13 protein-coding genes are annotated in these 15,969 nt (G+C 67.9%); 6 read left to right on the forward strand and 7 right to left on the reverse strand.

Translation table 11 applies throughout. From position 1 onward, the window contains the following. Position 1: 1 nt before the first annotated feature. The 6 genes from yidC (at position 2) to SMA5143A_RS12500 (ending at position 6,069) form a co-directional block, all read left to right on the forward strand. Positions 2–1,279: a membrane protein insertase YidC gene (yidC, locus tag SMA5143A_RS12475; protein WP_107463018.1), complete on the forward strand. Its 1,278-nt coding sequence runs from the start codon at positions 2–4 to the stop codon at positions 1,277–1,279. A 15-nt stretch (positions 1,280–1,294) separates the two neighbouring features. After that, positions 1,295–1,807: a Jag family protein gene (locus SMA5143A_RS12480; RefSeq protein ID WP_055514481.1), complete on the forward strand. Its 513-nt coding sequence runs from the start codon at positions 1,295–1,297 to the stop codon at positions 1,805–1,807. A 115-nt stretch (positions 1,808–1,922) separates the two neighbouring features. Next, on the forward strand, positions 1,923–2,639 hold the full coding sequence (rsmG, locus tag SMA5143A_RS12485) for a 16S rRNA (guanine(527)-N(7))-methyltransferase RsmG (RefSeq protein WP_055537145.1): 717 nt from the start codon (positions 1,923–1,925) through the stop codon (positions 2,637–2,639). A gap of 317 nt (positions 2,640–2,956) precedes the next feature. Then, positions 2,957–4,030, forward strand: a complete 1,074-nt coding sequence (locus SMA5143A_RS12490; protein ID WP_107463151.1) for a ParA family protein — start codon at positions 2,957–2,959, stop codon at positions 4,028–4,030. Next, complete coding sequence (locus SMA5143A_RS12495; RefSeq protein ID WP_107463019.1) at positions 4,027–5,127, forward strand: ParB/RepB/Spo0J family partition protein; 1,101 nt, start codon at positions 4,027–4,029, stop codon at positions 5,125–5,127. The genes SMA5143A_RS12490 and SMA5143A_RS12495 overlap by 4 nt, the downstream gene beginning before the upstream one ends. A gap of 324 nt (positions 5,128–5,451) precedes the next feature. Beyond that, positions 5,452–6,069 carry a GNAT family N-acetyltransferase gene (locus SMA5143A_RS12500; RefSeq protein WP_107463020.1) on the forward strand — a complete coding sequence of 206 codons (618 nt, stop codon included), beginning with the start codon at positions 5,452–5,454 and terminating at the stop codon, positions 6,067–6,069. Positions 6,070–6,188: 119 nt separating this feature from the next. On the opposite strand, the gene trxA is transcribed toward SMA5143A_RS12500, so the two are convergent. The 7 genes from trxA to SMA5143A_RS12535 all read right to left on the reverse strand — a co-directional run bounded on the left by trxA (position 6,189) and on the right by SMA5143A_RS12535 (position 15,941). Then, a complete protein-coding gene (trxA, locus tag SMA5143A_RS12505) occupies positions 6,189–6,521 on the reverse strand; it encodes a thioredoxin (RefSeq protein WP_055537149.1) in 333 nt (110 codons plus the stop codon). Between the two features lie 41 nt (positions 6,522–6,562). Further along, on the reverse strand, positions 6,563–7,534 hold the full coding sequence (gene trxB / locus SMA5143A_RS12510; protein WP_107463021.1) for a thioredoxin-disulfide reductase: 972 nt from the start codon (positions 7,532–7,534) through the stop codon (positions 6,563–6,565). Positions 7,535–7,701: 167 nt separating this feature from the next. Continuing rightward, positions 7,702–8,664, reverse strand: a complete 963-nt coding sequence (locus SMA5143A_RS12515; protein WP_107463022.1) for an anti-sigma factor family protein — start codon at positions 8,662–8,664, stop codon at positions 7,702–7,704. After that, a complete protein-coding gene (gene sigM / locus SMA5143A_RS12520; RefSeq protein ID WP_107463023.1) occupies positions 8,661–9,374 on the reverse strand; it encodes an RNA polymerase sigma factor SigM in 714 nt (237 codons plus the stop codon). Before sigM ends, SMA5143A_RS12515 begins: the two co-directional genes overlap by 4 nt. Positions 9,375–9,398: 24 nt before the next feature. Beyond that, positions 9,399–11,123 (reverse strand): protein kinase family protein, encoded by a 1,725-nt coding sequence (locus SMA5143A_RS12525; RefSeq protein ID WP_107463024.1) that lies wholly within the window; start codon positions 11,121–11,123, stop codon positions 9,399–9,401. A 118-nt stretch (positions 11,124–11,241) separates the two neighbouring features. Next, positions 11,242–13,470: a murein biosynthesis integral membrane protein MurJ gene (murJ, locus tag SMA5143A_RS12530; protein ID WP_107463025.1), complete on the reverse strand. Its 2,229-nt coding sequence runs from the start codon at positions 13,468–13,470 to the stop codon at positions 11,242–11,244. A 47-nt stretch (positions 13,471–13,517) separates the two neighbouring features. Then, complete coding sequence (locus tag SMA5143A_RS12535; protein WP_107463026.1) at positions 13,518–15,941, reverse strand: DUF6049 family protein; 2,424 nt, start codon at positions 15,939–15,941, stop codon at positions 13,518–13,520. Positions 15,942–15,969: the final 28 nt, after the last annotated feature.

The following is a 15,969-nucleotide window of genomic DNA, read 5'->3' on the forward strand; positions in this document are numbered from 1 at the left end:
AGTGGACACGATTGCCAGTCTCTTCAGCTTCATCACGACACCCGTCTCCTGGGTCATCGTCCAGTTCCACAAGGTGTACGGCGCCCTCTTCGGCGATGACACCGGGTGGGCCTGGGGCCTGTCCATCGTGTCCCTGGTGATCCTGATCCGGATCTGCCTGATCCCGCTCTTCGTGAAGCAGATCAAGGCGACTCGGGCCATGCAGACGCTCCAGCCCGAGATGAAGAAGATCCAGGAGCGCTACAAGAACGACAAGCAGCGTCAGTCCGAAGAGATGATGAAGCTGTACAAGGAGACGGGCACCAACCCGCTCTCCTCGTGCCTTCCCATCCTGGCGCAGTCTCCGTTCTTCTTCGCCCTGTACCACGTGCTCAACAGCATCGCGAACAACGACACCATCGGTGTCATCAACGAGAGCCTGCTGCAGAGCGCGCAGAAGGCGCACATCTTCGGCGCCCCGCTGGCCGCGACCTTCACGGACAGCGCGGCCGAGGCGTCGGCGCTCGACGCTTCCATCACCACGGTCCGCATCGTGACCGCGATCATGATCATCCTGATGTCGCTGTCGCAGTTCTACACGCAGCGTCAGCTGATGACGAAGAACGTCGACACCACGGTGAAGACGCCGTTCATGCAGCAGCAGAAGATGCTGATGTACATCTTCCCGATCATGTTCGCCGTCTTCGGCATCAACTTCCCCGTCGGTGTCCTCGTCTACTGGCTGACCACCAACGTGTGGACCATGGGCCAGCAGATGTACGTCATCCACAACAACCCGACCCCGGGTTCCAAGGCCCAGGCCGCGTACCTGGAGCGCCTCCTCAAGCACGTCACGCGCCACGGCAAGACCCGCAACCGGCGTGAGCGCGCCATCGTCAAGGCGATCGTCGTCAAGGGCCGTGACCGCAACGAGTACGAGCGGAAGTTCATCAACGGTCTGAACAAGGAGGGCCTCGCGGCCCAGACCGACGGAACCGTGATCAAGGGCGAGGCCTCGGCCGTGGCCACCGCCGAGGACGGTACGCCGACTCCCGCCAAGCGCCAGCAGCCCAAGCGCCAGACCAAGGCCCAGCGCCAGTCCGGTGTCACGAAGACCGCCGACGACGCCGAGCAGCAGAGCGCGCCGACCTCGCTCAGCAAGTCCGACGAGCCCGAGGACGCCAAGCCGGCGGCCGCAGCCAAGAAGGCGGCGCCCAAGCCCGGTACCGGCGGCCGCAGCAAGGCCCAGTCCGGTCAGCGCAAGGGCCAGCAGCGCCCCAAGTCCCCGTCCAAGAAGTAAGAAGGAGCCCATCCCGTGACGGAAGGCACCACCTCCGCCGCCTCCGAGGGTGGAGACACCCTCACCCGCCTGGAGCAGGAGGGTGAGATCGCGGCGGACTACCTGGAAGGTCTGCTGGACATCGCCGACCTCGACGGCGACATCGACATGGACGTCGAGGCCGACCGTGCCTCTGTCTCGATCATCAGCGACAGCGGCAGCCGCGACCTGCAGAAGCTCGTCGGCCGGGAAGGCGAGGTGCTCGAAGCACTTCAGGAGCTCACGCGCCTGGCCGTGCACCGCGAGACCGGTGACCGCAGCCGCCTGATGCTCGACATCGCCGGCTACCGCGCCAAGAAGCGTGCCGAGCTCTCCGAGCTGGGTGCCAAGGCCGCGGCCGAGGCGAAGAGCACTGGTGAGCCCGTCAAGCTGAAGCCGATGACGCCCTTCGAGCGCAAGGTCGTGCACGACGCGGTCAAGACCGCGGGCCTGCGCAGCGAGTCCGAGGGCGAAGAACCCCAGCGCTTCGTCGTCGTGCTGCCTGCCTGAACCGGTACGTACGTTTCTCCGGCCCCGTCTGCCCGCAGGCGGGGCCGATCTTTGTCAGCCTGTTGTTCTGGTGTCAGCGCACAGTGCGCTCTTGCGGTACGGAAGGACGGTCCCCGTGACGGAGGCAGCGGAGCTTCCCCCTGCGCCCGAGCAGGCGCGTGACGTATTCGGTGATCGCTACGCGGACGCGGTCCGGTACGCCGAACTGCTGGCGGAAGCGGGAGTGCAGCGAGGGCTCATCGGTCCGCGGGAAGTACCTCGGCTGTGGGAGAGGCACCTGCTGAACTGCGCGGTGCTCTCCGAGGTCGTCCCCGAGGGAGTGACGGTCTGCGATGTCGGCTCCGGTGCCGGTCTGCCCGGCATCCCGCTGGCGCTCGTTCGGGACGACCTGAAGATCACGTTGCTGGAGCCGCTGCTGCGGCGCACCAACTTCCTGACCGAGGTCGTGGAGCTGCTGGGCCTCGACCACGTCACGGTGCTCCGAGGCCGTGCCGAGGAAGTCCTCGGCACGCTCCAGCCGGTCCACGTGGTGACAGCGCGGGCCGTGGCTCCCCTGGACCGACTGGCCACCTGGGGCATTCCGCTCCTGCGTCCGTACGGAGAGATGCTGGCGCTCAAGGGCGACACCGCCGAGGAGGAGCTCAAGAGCGCGGCCACGGCACTGAGCAAGCTCGGCGCGGTGGAGACCTCCATCCACCATGTCGGCGAGGGCGTCGTGGATCCGCTCTCCACGGTCGTCCGTGTGGAGGTCGGTGAGAGCCCGGGCGGTGTCCGCTTCGCAGCGAAGCGAGCGAAGGCGGCCCGGACGGGACGGGCCCGCCGACGTCGTTGACGGCGATGCTCAGCGCGCAACCACTTGCCTTGTTGCTCAGCACGCGGGCTGATCCGTCCTGACGACGAGGCATACTCCACACAAGCCCCCCAACCTACGCATGTCGGAGTGTCGCGCGGCGGTGGCCTGAGCGGCTATGCATCGTGTTTCACGTGAAACGTCGCTCACTGCTACACGGCATCATCGGCCGTGGCCGCGCCGCGGCCGAACCGCGCGACCGGAAGCCTCTCGGGTCACTCGGAGAGGCGAGGGAGATTTCCACAGAGGTGGATTTCTCCACAGAACCCCAGGCCTCACTGGTTCACGACCCCGAAGACATGGGAGGCTCTGTTCATTGCGAGCCTGAAGTCGAGGAGAGTGAATCCTTGCGGTCCGACGCCAACATCGCGGGACCGATGACCGATCCGGTCCCCGGTCCCCGTACCGAATCGATGGGGGAGGATGTTTCACGTGAAACACCGCCCCCGATGGACGACACTCCCATCGGTCGTGCTGCTCAACTGGCGGTAGAGGCTCTGGGCCGCGCTGGGGAGGGGCTGCCCCGGCCTGAGCAGACTCGGGTCATGGTGGTCGCCAACCAGAAGGGCGGCGTGGGCAAGACCACTACCACGGTCAACCTCGCCGCATCGCTGGCTCTGCATGGTGCCCGAGTTCTGGTGATCGACCTGGATCCCCAGGGCAATGCCTCCACCGCGCTGGGGATCGACCATCACGCCGAGGTGCCGTCCATCTACGACGTGCTGGTCGAGAGCAAGCCTCTGGCAGAGATCGTCCAGCCCGTTCCCGATGTCGAGGGGCTCTTCTGCGCTCCCGCCACAATCGATCTCGCCGGTGCGGAGATCGAGCTGGTGTCCCTGGTGGCCCGTGAGAGCCGGCTCCAGCGAGCGATTCAGGCCTATGAGCAGCCGCTGGACTACATCCTGATCGACTGTCCTCCCTCGCTCGGCCTGCTGACGGTCAACGCAATGGTGGCCGGCCAGGAAGTCCTCATCCCGATCCAGTGCGAGTACTACGCACTGGAGGGCCTCGGCCAACTGCTCCGCAATGTCGACCTGGTGCGGGGGCACCTCAACCCCACCCTCCATGTGTCGACCATCCTGCTCACCATGTACGACGGCCGGACGCGTCTTGCCTCCCAGGTCGCAGACGAGGTGCGCAACCACTTCGGCGACGAGGTGCTGCGGACGAGCATTCCGCGCTCTGTCCGTATCTCGGAGGCCCCCAGCTACGGGCAGACCGTGCTGACTTACGATCCAGGATCGAGCGGTGCCCTCTCCTACCTTGAGGCGGCACGAGAAATCGCGCTGAAGGGCGTCGGCGTGGGCTATGACCCGACGCACGCCCACATCGGCGCACAGAACAACCCGAGCATGGTGGAGGGGATCCAGTGAGTGAGCGACGGAGGGGGTTGGGCCGTGGTCTCGGCGCACTGATCCCAGCAGCCCCGACTGGGGAGAAGGCGGCGCCGCCGGCCATCGGTGGACCCGCGTCGTCCTCCCCGGCAGCGGTACCGGTCGTCGCCCAGGAACGTGGGGTGGCGGCCGCGAGGGTGGCCACGCTGCCCAATGTTTCACGTGAAACAGAGGAGCTGCCTTCGAACGGCGGCATCGAGGTGCCTGCAGCCCCTATCGGCGCCCACTTCGCCGAGCTGCCCCTCGACTCCATCACGCCGAACCCGCGGCAGCCCCGTGAGGTGTTCGACGAGGACCTCCTCCAGGAGCTGGTCACCTCCATCAAGGAAGTCGGCCTTCTCCAGCCCGTCGTCGTGCGGCAACTGGGACCGGCCCGCTACGAGCTCATCATGGGTGAGCGACGCTGGCGCGCCTGCCGTGAGGCCGGCCTGGAGGCGATCCCGGCGATCGTGCGGGCCACGGACGACGAGAAGCTTCTTCTCGACGCCCTCCTGGAGAACCTTCACCGGGCTCAGCTGAACCCGCTGGAAGAGGCTGCCGCCTACGACCAACTGCTCCGGGACTTCAACTGCACGCACGACCAGCTGGCGGACCGCATCGGCCGGTCCCGTCCTCAGGTCTCCAACACCCTGCGCCTGTTGAAGCTTTCGCCCGCGGTACAACGTCGTGTGGCCGCCGGTGTGCTCTCCGCCGGACACGCGCGGGCACTGCTCTCGGTCGAGGACTCGGAGGAGCAGGACAAGCTGGCTCACCGGATCGTGGCCGAAGGGCTTTCGGTGCGAGCGGTCGAGGAGATCGTCACGCTCATGGGCTCGCGGCCCAAGACGACCTCACGCTCCAAGGGCCCGCGCGCAGGCGCGCGTGTCTCCCCCGCGCTGAGTGACCTGGCGACCCGGCTCTCGGACCGCTTCGAGACCCGGGTGAAGGTCGACCTGGGCCAGAAGAAGGGAAAGATCACCGTCGAGTTCGCCTCGATGGAAGATCTGGAGCGCATCCTGTCGTCGCTCGCCCCCGGTGAAGGACCTGTCCTTCAGCGGAGCCTGCTGGACGACGACAGCGACGAGAGCGAAGCCTGAACTGTCGAACGGTAGGACGCCTTTCGGCTGGTCGACCGCATGAGCGGGCAGTGTCCGATGTATACCGGACACTGCCCGCTCTTTGCTTGCAGGCAGTGTCTAGGCAATCACATCGTCGATACGATGCGGTGGGGTAGGGCGCATCCACCTTGTGGCACCTTTATGGGAGGCGGGGGCAATGCGAACCGTGAGCCGTTCCGGTCTGCTGACAGTCGGCCTGGGGCTGGGTGCGATCGGCGGATTCGTCGGCAGCCTGCTCAGGGAGCGAAGCGCTCTGACAGCCGCTCGCGATGCTGCGGGCGTAGGAAGCGAGGAACAGCCTTCATGGGGCGTCGGCTCGTACCGCTCACACTGGACAACCTTCAGGACCTTCCCCAGCGCTGCCGCTCGTGCGTCTTCTGGGAGTTGGACCCCGTCAGCGGTGAGGCAGCGCTAAAGGCCGGTACTCCCGCACTGGAGAAGGAAGCCTGGATCTCCGCCGTTCTTCTGGACTGGGGGTCCTGCGGGCGAGTCGTTTATGTGGACGACGTCCCTGCGGGTTTCGTGCTCTATGCACCGCCGGCGTATGTACCACGCTCGACGGCGTTCCCGACAAGTCCGGTCTCCCCGGACGCGGTTCAGTTGATGACCGCCTACATCGTGCCCGGCTTTCAGGGGCAGGGGCTCGGTCGGGTGATGGTGCAGACGGTGGCCAAGGACCTTCTGCGGCGGGGCTTCAAGGCAATCGAGGCTTTCGGTGACGCACGCTGGAAGGAACCGGCCTGTGTGCTGCCCGCCGACCACCTGACCGCTGTGGGCTTCAAAACAGTCCGGCCTCATCCCGCTTACCCCCGGCTGCGGTTGGAGTTGCGGACGACGCTCTCCTGGAAGGAGGACGTCGAGTTGGCGCTCGACCGGCTTCTGGGAGCGGTCCAGAAGGAGCCCGCTCTCCGGCCGCTCTGAGAGCGACCGACTGGGGCATGCGCCAGCAAAGGGGCCGACCCCGATGGGATCGGCCCCTTCGTGTTTCACGTGAAACATCGTCACCGAGCGACGGCAGCGCCACCTTGCGGCGGTGCTCTCTACTGGGCGATGAAGTCCTCAAGGTCACGCACGATCGCGGCCTTCGGCTTGGCACCCACGATGGTCTTGGCGACCTCGCCGCCCTGGTAGACGTTCAGGGTCGGGATGGACATGACGCCGTACTTGGCTGCCGTGGCCGGGTTCTCGTCGATGTTGAGCTTGACGATCTCGATCTTGTCGCCGTACTCCTGGGCGATCGCTTCGAGGGACGGCGCGATCTGGCGGCACGGGCCGCACCACGCGGCCCAGAAGTCCACCAGGACGGGCTTGTCGTTCTTCAGGACGTCCTGCTCGAAGGAGTCGTCGGTCACGTTCTTCAGGGTGCCGGCCACGGCGGGCTCCTAACTGGTTGGTGCGGTGGGGCGGACGGGGGTCAGACGGTGGTCTTCTCGGGCTCGGCAGTCTGCTCGCCGTCCGCGAGGGCGGCGAGGAAGCGCTCGGCGTCGAGGGCGGCGGAGCAGCCGGTGCCGGCCGCGGTGATCGCCTGGCGGTAGGTGTGGTCGACGACGTCGCCGGCGCCGAAGACACCGGTCAGGTTCGTCCGGGTCGACGGGGAGGCGACCTTCAGGTAGCCCTCGTCGTCCAGGTCGAGCTGACCCTTGAAGAGTTCCGTGCGCGGGTCGTGGCCGATCGCGATGAACAGGCCTGTCACCGGCAGGTCGGACGTCTCGCCCGTCTTGAGGTTGCGCAGCTTCAACGCGGCGAGCTTCTGGTCGCCCTGGATCTCCGCGACCTCACTGTCCCAGATGAAGGAGATCTTCGGGTCGGCGAACGCACGCTCCTGCATCGCCTTGGAGGCGCGCAGCGTGTCCCGGCGGTGGACGACGGTCACGGACTTCGCGAAGCGGGAGAGGAAGGTGGCCTCCTCCATGGCGGTGTCACCGCCACCGATCACAGCGATGTCCTGGTCCTTGAAGAAGAACCCGTCACAGGTGGCACACCAGGAGACGCCACGCCCGGAGAGGGCGTCCTCGTTGGGCAGCCCGAGCTTGCGGTGCTGCGAGCCCGTGGTGACGATGACGGCCTTGGCGCGGTGCACGGTGCCCGCGGTGTCCGTTACCGTCTTGATCTCGCCGGTCAGGTCGACGGCGACGACGTCGTCCGGAACGAGCTCGGCACCGAAGCGCTCTGCCTGGGCCCTCATGTTGTCCATGAGATCGGGACCCATGATGCCGTCCCGGAAGCCGGGGAAGTTCTCCACGTCGGTGGTGTTCATGAGCGCGCCGCCTGCGGTGACGGCCCCCTCGAACACCAGCGGCTTCAGCGACGCGCGCGCGGTGTAGAGCGCTGCCGTGTAGCCGGCGGGCCCGGAGCCGATGATGATCACGTTACGGACGTCGCTCACGGCTTGATTCCTCGTCTCTGGAGAGTGCTGCGTACTGCCGGTGGGAGCTGCTCTCGGAACTCTCACCCCACCCAACGGATCCTAAGGGGCGCGCATTCCCGGTGTGTCTGGGCACACGGAGACGTGACACCGCACAGGGATGCCAGGGATGGCGGGGCGCGCCGTCCTCAGGGGCGGGAGTAGGTCTGCTTCAGCAGAACCTCTCCGGCGGATGCCGAGGCCTTGCCCACGCAGGAGGCGTCGACGACGTAGGCCGTGACGTGCGAAGCGTCCTCCGGGACGGGCAACAGGACGAGATAGGCATCCGCTCCCTGATAGGTCCCGGGTTCTGAAGCGATGGCCCCGGTCACGTCGCCGATGCCCTTGGCGATACAAGGGGGCACGTCCTTCGTGAGCTTCGTGGTGGGGTTCGAGTCGAAGTGCTCCGGATCTTCGGGTGCCGTATTGGCGCCGACCGAATCCCGACCCGGGGCATCCTTCGCCGTCTGGCCGCCGAGAAGATCGTCAACCCGCTTCTGCAGCTTGACGCCGGAGAACACGTCGGAGGCCGGGCTCTGAGCGCTCGGAGGGTTCTCACCGGAACCGCTGTCGTTCATCGACTGGACGAGCAGGACGCCGAGCCCCAGAGTGGCGGTCGCGAAGACCGCGGCGAGGATCCTGACGCGGCGAGTGCGTCGCTTGGGTGTGGAGCGGCCTGGGCCCGCGGGCCCCCGACCATGACCGGCAGGACGATCGGCTGTCTTCGATGTTTCACGTGAAACATGAACACCGTCGTCCGTCCGCGACGTCGTACCAGTCGTGCCAGACGTCGTACCAGTCGTGCCAGAGGAGTCGGACGCTTCCGCGGTCTCTTCGATCTCCGGGTCGGGCGTGGTGGCGCTCAGCAGGGCTTCGGCAGCCAGAGCAGCATCGATCCGTCCCGCCACGTCGTCGGGCATACGCGGAGGGCCCGGCAGGGTGCCGAGCATGCCGCGGATCTCCTCCAGCGAGGCATACACATCGGCGCAGAGCGAGCATTCGTCCAGGTGCTGTCGGACGTCCTCGGTACGGGATGGTGGCAGAAGACCTTCGGTGAGGTCGGAGATCTCCTCGACGTCCGGGTGTCCGGCTGTGTCGGTCGTGGAAGTCACGCTCGCCCACCTCCGCCCTTCACAGCAGCTGAATCGCTTGGCCCCGCATCATGTGGTCCTGCTGCGGGTGGGACGGATGTCCCCTGCGTCCGGTTCCTTCCGCGCCTGGACTTTTCGCCGCCGTCCCCTCCACCGTCGCCGCGGAGATGGGTCAGAAGCGGCAGAAGTCTGGCTCTGCCGCGAGCACAGCGGCTTTTCACCGTCCCGGTCGGGACATCGAGGATCCGTGCGGCCTCCGCCACCGGATAGCCCTGCATGTCCACCAGGACGAGGGCCGCCCGCTGGTCCTGCGGGAGTGTGCCCAGGGCTTCCAGCAGCTCACGGTGCACGTCGTTGCGCTCGGCGGGAGCTGATGCCGACTCGTGCGGCTCCAGGAGCTGCTCCAGCCGCTCGGTGTCGTCGACCGGGGAGGTCTTGCGCGAGGCGGCCTTGCGGGCGCGGTCCAGGCAGGCGTTCACCGTGATGCGGTGCAGCCAGGTCGTGACGGCCGACTGGCCCCGGAAGGTATGCGCGGCCCGATAGGCGGAAACCAGCGCGTCCTGGACGGCGTCAGCGGCCTCCTCACGGTCCCCCAGGGTCCGCAGCGCCACCGCCCACAGCCGGTCCCGGTGGCGCCGTACGAGCTCCGCGAAGGCATCGGGGTCGCCCCCGACATGCTGGGCCAGGAGGTCCTGATCGCTCGTCCCGCTGTGGTCAGCGACTGGCGCCATCGGACCCCCTTCCTCGAAGAACTCTCAGCCCATGAACTTCACGTCGGTGATCGCCTGCTTGTAGCCGGCGCCACTGAACTGGTCGGGCGCCGACTTGGGCACGGCGGTGAGCCAGACCAGAACGTACCGGGTCTTCACCGGCTTCTTGGCGGAGATCTTCAGGTTGGTGCCGCTGGTCGTGCTCGAGGCGATCTTCGTCATCGAGTTGAGGGGGGCGGTCGACGAGAGGGAGTCGGCCGCGTAGAGCGTGGCCGATGTGTGGTCCCCGGTGTAGTACAGCCCTATTGACGCAGCCGACACCTCCTGGGCGGAGCCCAGGTCGTAGACGATGCCGACACCCTGCTTGTAGGGCGCCAGGGTGGGGCCGTCGTTGAAGGAGTAGGTCCGCCAGTATGTGGATCCGCTCTTGTCGTAGGTCAGATCCACGTCGTCGGCGTGCTGCGGCTTCCCGTCCGGGTAGTATTCCGCGGCGCCGCTGATGCCGAGCTTCCGGAGCGGCTTGGCCGTGTTGTCGCCCTTGTCGTTGTCCGTCGTCTGGCCCGTGTCCGGGTCGTTGGACCGGTCGCTGCGCCCCATCAGAGCGTCTGCCAGCTGCCAGCTGCCCAGACCGAGCGCGGCGATCAGCAGCGCCGACACCGCCCACTTGAGGGCCTTGCCAGTACGGCTCTGCAGCGGCGGCGGAGGGGTCGGAATGGGCTGCGTGGCGCCCGGATGGGGCGACGGACGGCCGTACGTGCCCTGCTGGTACGTCGTGCGCTGATAGTCGGGCGGGGCGGTGAACGCCGACTCCGGCGGACGGATGCGAGGCATCTCACCGATCGCCTTCACCAGCTCCTCCGGCGTCGTGCACGGAGACTCGTGCCGCGAGGCGGTGGCACCGTCGTTGGCGAGCGCGCGCATCGAGAGCTCCGACAGACCACGGTGGACGCCTGCCCGTACCTGGTCGGGAGCGATCAGACCGACGCCCTTGGGGAGCCCGGAGAGGCCGTGAGCGTCGTTGTCGTACGGCCAGCGCTGGGTGAGCGACGCGTAGAGAAGCGCGCCGATCGCCTCTGTGTCCGTGCGCTGCGGGGTGTCGGAGCTGATGCCACGCAGCGCCGCGTTCACCGCGAGGCCGCGGATGCGCCACTGCCCGGCGGCGGAGCGCAGAACGGCGCTCGGGTTGAGCCGGAGATGGGACAGGCCCTCGCGGTGCGCGGCGGCCATGGCGTGCGAGACCTGCGTAACCATCTGGTACGCGTCATGCGGTTCCAGCGGGCCGGAAGCGAGAAGCGTCGTCAGTTCCGTGGCGTCGGGAAGCCACTCGTGCACCACGTACACGAGGTCGTTCTCCTCCACGGCGTCCAGTACCTGGACGAAGCGGGGGTCACCCAGCAGCGCCGAGGAACGCGCCGCCGCCAGCACGGCACGGGCGCGTGTGTGGTCGGCCGGCAGGACGTGAACTCCCACGGCACGCCGCAGTTTCTCGTCCACGGCACGCCAACTGCTGAAACCGTCCAGACGGGTGACGCACTCTTCGAGGCGGTAGCGCCTGGCGAGCTTGTGACCGCTGTGCAGTTCGGGCGGTGTCGTCCTGGAAGGGCTCTCGGTGCCGCCGCTTCCCTGTGCCTCTTTGCTCGCCGAGCTGTCCGTGTCCCGCTCCCGGTTCTGGGCCTCCCCGTCGGCCGTGGACTGGTCCGCCTGCGCGGTCAGCGGCTCGTCACCGCTGTTGTCTGCCACGTCGACGGCAGCCGTGCTCCGTTCCGCCACCGTCGTTCCTGCCTCCCCATCCGTTGCGCGCTCTGCGACGCCAAAGCCAATTGTGCCCACAGTCCGCCGCTATGAGCGACACGCGACGACGGACGATGGTTGTGCGCCTAACCCCGTCTCAGCGCCCCAGTCGTCCCCGGACCATACCGACCATCGAGTTGAGCTCTTCGATGCGCATGCGCCGCGCGGCGACGTAGAAGACACCGAGCAGAACGATTCCTCCCCCGACGAGGGCGAGCATCGAGCCGCCCACGCCCTGTCCCAGACTCCGGCTGATCCCGTAGCAGGCCGCGCCGCTGACCAGTGCCGCGGGCAGCGACGCGATGGACAGCCGTGCGTACGTCCGCATCACCCGGGAGCCGTCCAGGTCACCGCCCAGCCGCTGCTTCAGACGACGCCAGGCGACTCCCACACCGATCATGTAGGCGAGACCGTACGAGGCCGCCATACCGACCACCGCCCAGCGGGCCGGGATCACGAAGAAGCAGATCGCGGAGGCGCCGGCGTTGACGGCGGCCACGATGACCGTGTTGTAGAACGGCGTCCGCGTGTCCTCGTACGCGTAGAAGGCGCGCAGGACGACGTACTGCACGGAGTAGGGGATCAGGCCGAGGCCGAAGGCCATCAGCATGAAGCCCATGTTGGTGGCCTCGACGGTGCCGGAAGAACCGAAGATCAGGGTGCACATGGGGATGCCCAGCGCGAGGAAACCGAAGGCGATCGGCACGATGGCGACCGCAGTCGTGCGCAGGCCCTGCGAGATGTCGTCGCGGACGGCTCCCGCGTCGTCCTCGGCCGCCGACCGCGAGATGCGCGGGAGGAGGGCCGCCATGAGGGACACGGTGATGATGGCCTGCGGCAGACCCCAGATCAGCTGGGCGTTGGCGTAGGACGCGAAACCGGTGCCCTTGACGTCGGAGCCGATGCCCGCGGAGGTGGCCAGCTGGGTGACCACCAGGGCGCCCGCCTGGTTGGCGAGGACGAAGAGGATCGTCCACTTGGCGAGCATCGCGGCCTTGCCGAGGCCGTGGCCCTTCCAGTCGAAGCGGAGCCGGAGCCGGAACCCGGTCTCCCGCAGGTAGGGAATCATCGCCAGGGCCTGCACGACGAGGCCGAGCAGGATGCCGACACCGAGCAGGCGCACGCCCTCCGGCGGGATGTTGTCGACGGTCATCCGGGAGTCGGCCGCGCTGCCGTAGACCCACAGAAAAGCGCCGAGGGTGACGATGATGACGATGTTGTTGAGAACCGGCGTCCACATCATCGCGCCGAACCGCCCGCGGGCGTTGAGGATCTGCCCCATCACCACGTGGACGCCCATGAAGAAGATGGACGGCAGGAAGTAGCGGGTGAACGTCACAGCGGTCTCGTTGGCCGCGGGGTTGTTGGCGACTCCCACGGACAGCGCCCGCACCAGGAGCGGGGCCGCGAACATCGCGAGCGCCGTGAGAAGGCCGAGGACCACCATGACGAGGGTCAGCAGGCGGTTGGCGTACGCCTCACCGCCATCGTCGTCGTCCTTCATCGCACGCACGAGCTGCGGCACGAAGACGGAGTTCAGGCCACCGCCGACGGTCAGGATGTAGATCATGGTCGGCAGCTGGTAGGCCACCTGGAAGGCGTCGCCCAGCAGGGCGAGACCCAGCGCGGAGACGATCATCGCCGAGCGGATGAAGCCGGTGAGGCGCGAGACCATGGTGCCCGCCGCCATCACGGCACTCGACTTCAGCAGACCTGAGGCCCGCCCACCCTTCTTCGGGGCAGGCGCGGCCGCGGGGGCCTGCGCGGGCTCCTCGTGCTGCGGACGGCCCGGACCCGGGGCCGGAGCGGGGGTCGGGCCGGGCACGGAGGGCTGCCCCACGGGGCCGCTGCCGCTCTGCTGCTGGTCCCGGAAGAGGTGGGCGAACGCGTCGGGTTCGTGGCGCTCCTCGCCGGCCTGCGTGACCAGGTCGTCCACTCCCACGAACTGGGTCGTACGGGCGTTGTCGCCGTACGGCAGATGCCGCGACGGACCGTCCGGCTCGGGCGCGGGGGTCTGGGCCCACACCCGCGGGTCAGGGGCGTACTGCGACGGCGCAGGCTGCCCGTAGAGCGGCTGCTGCGGCTGCTGCGGCTGTTGGGCGCCCGGAGGCGGCGGAGGGTGCGAGGCGCGGTCGTAGAGCGCCTCGGCCACCGGGTCCTGGGCGGACAGATCCCGCGCGCGGTAGGGGTCCTGGTCGTAGGCGTCCTGAAGGTACATGTCCGCGGGCGGCTGCGGCGGTACCTGGGCCGAACCGGGCACCGGGCCGTCGGGGTAGCCCGAGTCGGCCGCGCCCTGGCCGCGGTCACCGTCGTACGGCGCGTTCATGGTTACCCCACCTCATCGTCCCCGGGCCCACGGGCCACGACAATCGCTCAACGGTCCACTCTCTCACCCGTTCCGGACCGGTCGGTGTTTCCCGATGCGGTGTCCGTGGCCGGGTCACTCGGGTGCTCCGGCGCGTCTGCCACGGGCTCGGCCGAGGAATCCCCTTCGTCAGTGTGTACGACTCCGTCAGTTTGTACGACCGGGGCCGCCTCGGTGTTCGCTTCCTCGCCCGGAGAAGTGCTGTCCGCCGACTCGTCCTGCGAGGCGCCCTCCGCCGCCTGGCGGGCGGCGGCGCGCTTGCGCTGGGTGTACATGCGGAACCCGGCGAGGACGAGGAGCAGGACACCGCCGGCGATGACGAGCATCACCGTGGGAGTGATCTCGGTGACGCTCACGGTGAAGACGACCGGGTCGCCGTATTTCTGGCCGTCCTTCGTGTAGAGCTGGGCGACGACGTCGGCCTTGCCGTTGGCCTTGGCATTGGTGGTGAACTTCACGGACTCGCTGTGTCCGCCCGAGATGTCGATGGACCGCTCGGCGTAGTCGTCGTCGTCGATCTTCAGGCGCTTCGGAAGCTGTGACGTGAGGCGCAGCGTCAGGTTGTCGACGCCTTGCACGAGGTTGTTCTGCACGGTCACGGGGATCGTGGCACTGCGACCCGAAAGCTTCGTCTCGGACTTTTCGATCAGCCGGACCTGGCTGGTGAGCGTGTCCAGGTAGGACTGCACGCCGTCCCGGTAGGCCCTCGCGTCCGCGGCGTGAGCCCGCCACGACGTGGACATCTCCCGGTCCATGGACCGGCCGAAGGGCGTGACCACGCGCGACTGGCGGTTAAGGATTACCTTGAAGCGGTCCAGGTCGCTCTGGGTGCCGTGGATCTCCTCGAACGCCGACTTCGGCAGTGCCTGCTTGCGCAGCGACTTGGGGTACGCAGAGGCGGACGGAATCCGCGTGCTGGCGTTGGGGTCGGGCTTCGCCTCCGCGGCCGCGGACAGGTCCTGGAACTGCGACCACGTACCGCCCTGGAGCGTCGTCAGGGCCTGTGCCATCGTCTGGGCCTGGCTGGCCGAGGGCATGCGCTGTGGGGCGACCACGATGCTGCGCTGCTTGTCGGTCTGCAGATTCGTCATCAGGCTCTGGGCGAGGAACCTCTGCACCGCCAGCGTGGAGCTTTCGGCCTTCGTCATGTCGCCCTGGAACGCCGTGGACAGCTGGGCGTCCGCGACGACGGCCGTGGTGCCGCCACCGATGGGGCGGGCTGCGGTGGGCGTGTAGGACAGGCCGCGGTTCTCCTGAAGGCTGTCGCTGCGGGCGATCACCTTGTCGGCGCCCGCTGAGGTGGCGACCTTGATGATGGACGGGTCCACAGCGCCGTTCACGGGCCATGCGAACTCGGTGTTCGGCTCCACGTGGAGGATGTTCTCGACGGTGTCCGCGGCGACGTCGGTGGCGTCCTTGAGGCGGCTGAGGGAGCCCGTGACGGCTTTGCCGTTCTGTGCCAGCGACGCCAGATCGGGGTCCGCGAAGGGGAGCGCGACGACTTCCTTGCCCTGGACCGCGGTCTCGAGGTCGGCCAGCCACGCGTTGGCGACCGCCTGGCTCCTTCCCGGGACGGTCGTGCTTCCGCTCCGGACGCTGTAGCTCTCCGTCATCGCGACCACGGAGGCCAGCAGGTCGGGGTCGATCACCCAGGTGACGTCGAGATCCTTGCCCAACGCCAGCATCTGCTCCAGGCGCCCGCCCGCGGAGATCTCCTTGGCCAGGTCGTCGTTGAGGAACGTGGGCGTCTGGCGCTCTCCCGGCCCGGTCTCGGCCGTGAGGTGGCTGGTGGAGATCAGGGGCCAGAGGTATGTGGTCTTCGTCCTCGTGTCCGCCTCGTCGGGGTGCCACGGGAGGAACGTGCGCTGGATGCCGAGGATCTGGTCGTACCGGGCCGCGGACGTCTGGCCCGAGAGGGAGACACCGAGCTGGTAGACGCCGTCCGCACCGAGGTCCAGCTCCTTGACGGGTACCGAGATGGTGAAGGGCTGGGCCACGCCGGTAGTGAGCTTGGAGAACTTCTCCACGTACTTCCCGCCGACCTCCGTGCCGTCGACGAACTGGTCGAAGCCGTCGCGCTTGGCCGCGCTGTCGATGGAGGAACGGGTCGTGAGGGGAGCCGAGCCCACCCGCAGGCCCACATGGGCGTCCGTGATTGTCTGCTTGCCCCTGTTGGTCACCGTGCCGGAGACGGTGACCGTGTCACCGTCGGTGGGCGCGCTGGGGCTGAGCGAGTCGAGCGAGACAGCCACGGTGTTCGTCCCCGTGGCATCGGCTGGCGCGGCCTTCGGCGCCGCCAGAGCCTCTGGAGCAGCGGAGAGCTGGAGTAGACCGGCCAGCAGCGGTGCCCCGGCGATCAGTGCCCCTGTACGCAGCAGCCAGCGGCGGGCAGGTGAGGGACTGGTCCCCTGGAAGTCTGCCGCCTCGGCCACGCGCTCGCCCGTCCTCGTCGTCGTCAGT

The sequence above is a fragment of the Streptomyces sp. MA5143a genome (assembly GCF_900290235.1).
Classification (GTDB): Bacteria; Actinomycetota; Actinomycetes; order Streptomycetales; family Streptomycetaceae; genus Streptomyces.

Coding starts and splice junctions, on each gene's coding strand:
- SMA5143A_RS12500 (WP_107463020.1), top strand. CDS start 5,452: ATGGGGCGTCGGCTCGTACCGCTCACACTGGACAACCTTCAGGACCTT.
- SMA5143A_RS12490 (WP_107463151.1), top strand. CDS start 2,957: ATGGGAGGCTCTGTTCATTGCGAGCCTGAAGTCGAGGAGAGTGAATCC.
- murJ (WP_107463025.1), bottom strand. CDS start 13,470: ATGAACGCGCCGTACGACGGTGACCGCGGCCAGGGCGCGGCCGACTCG.
- sigM (WP_107463023.1), bottom strand. CDS start 9,374: ATGGCGCCAGTCGCTGACCACAGCGGGACGAGCGATCAGGACCTCCTG.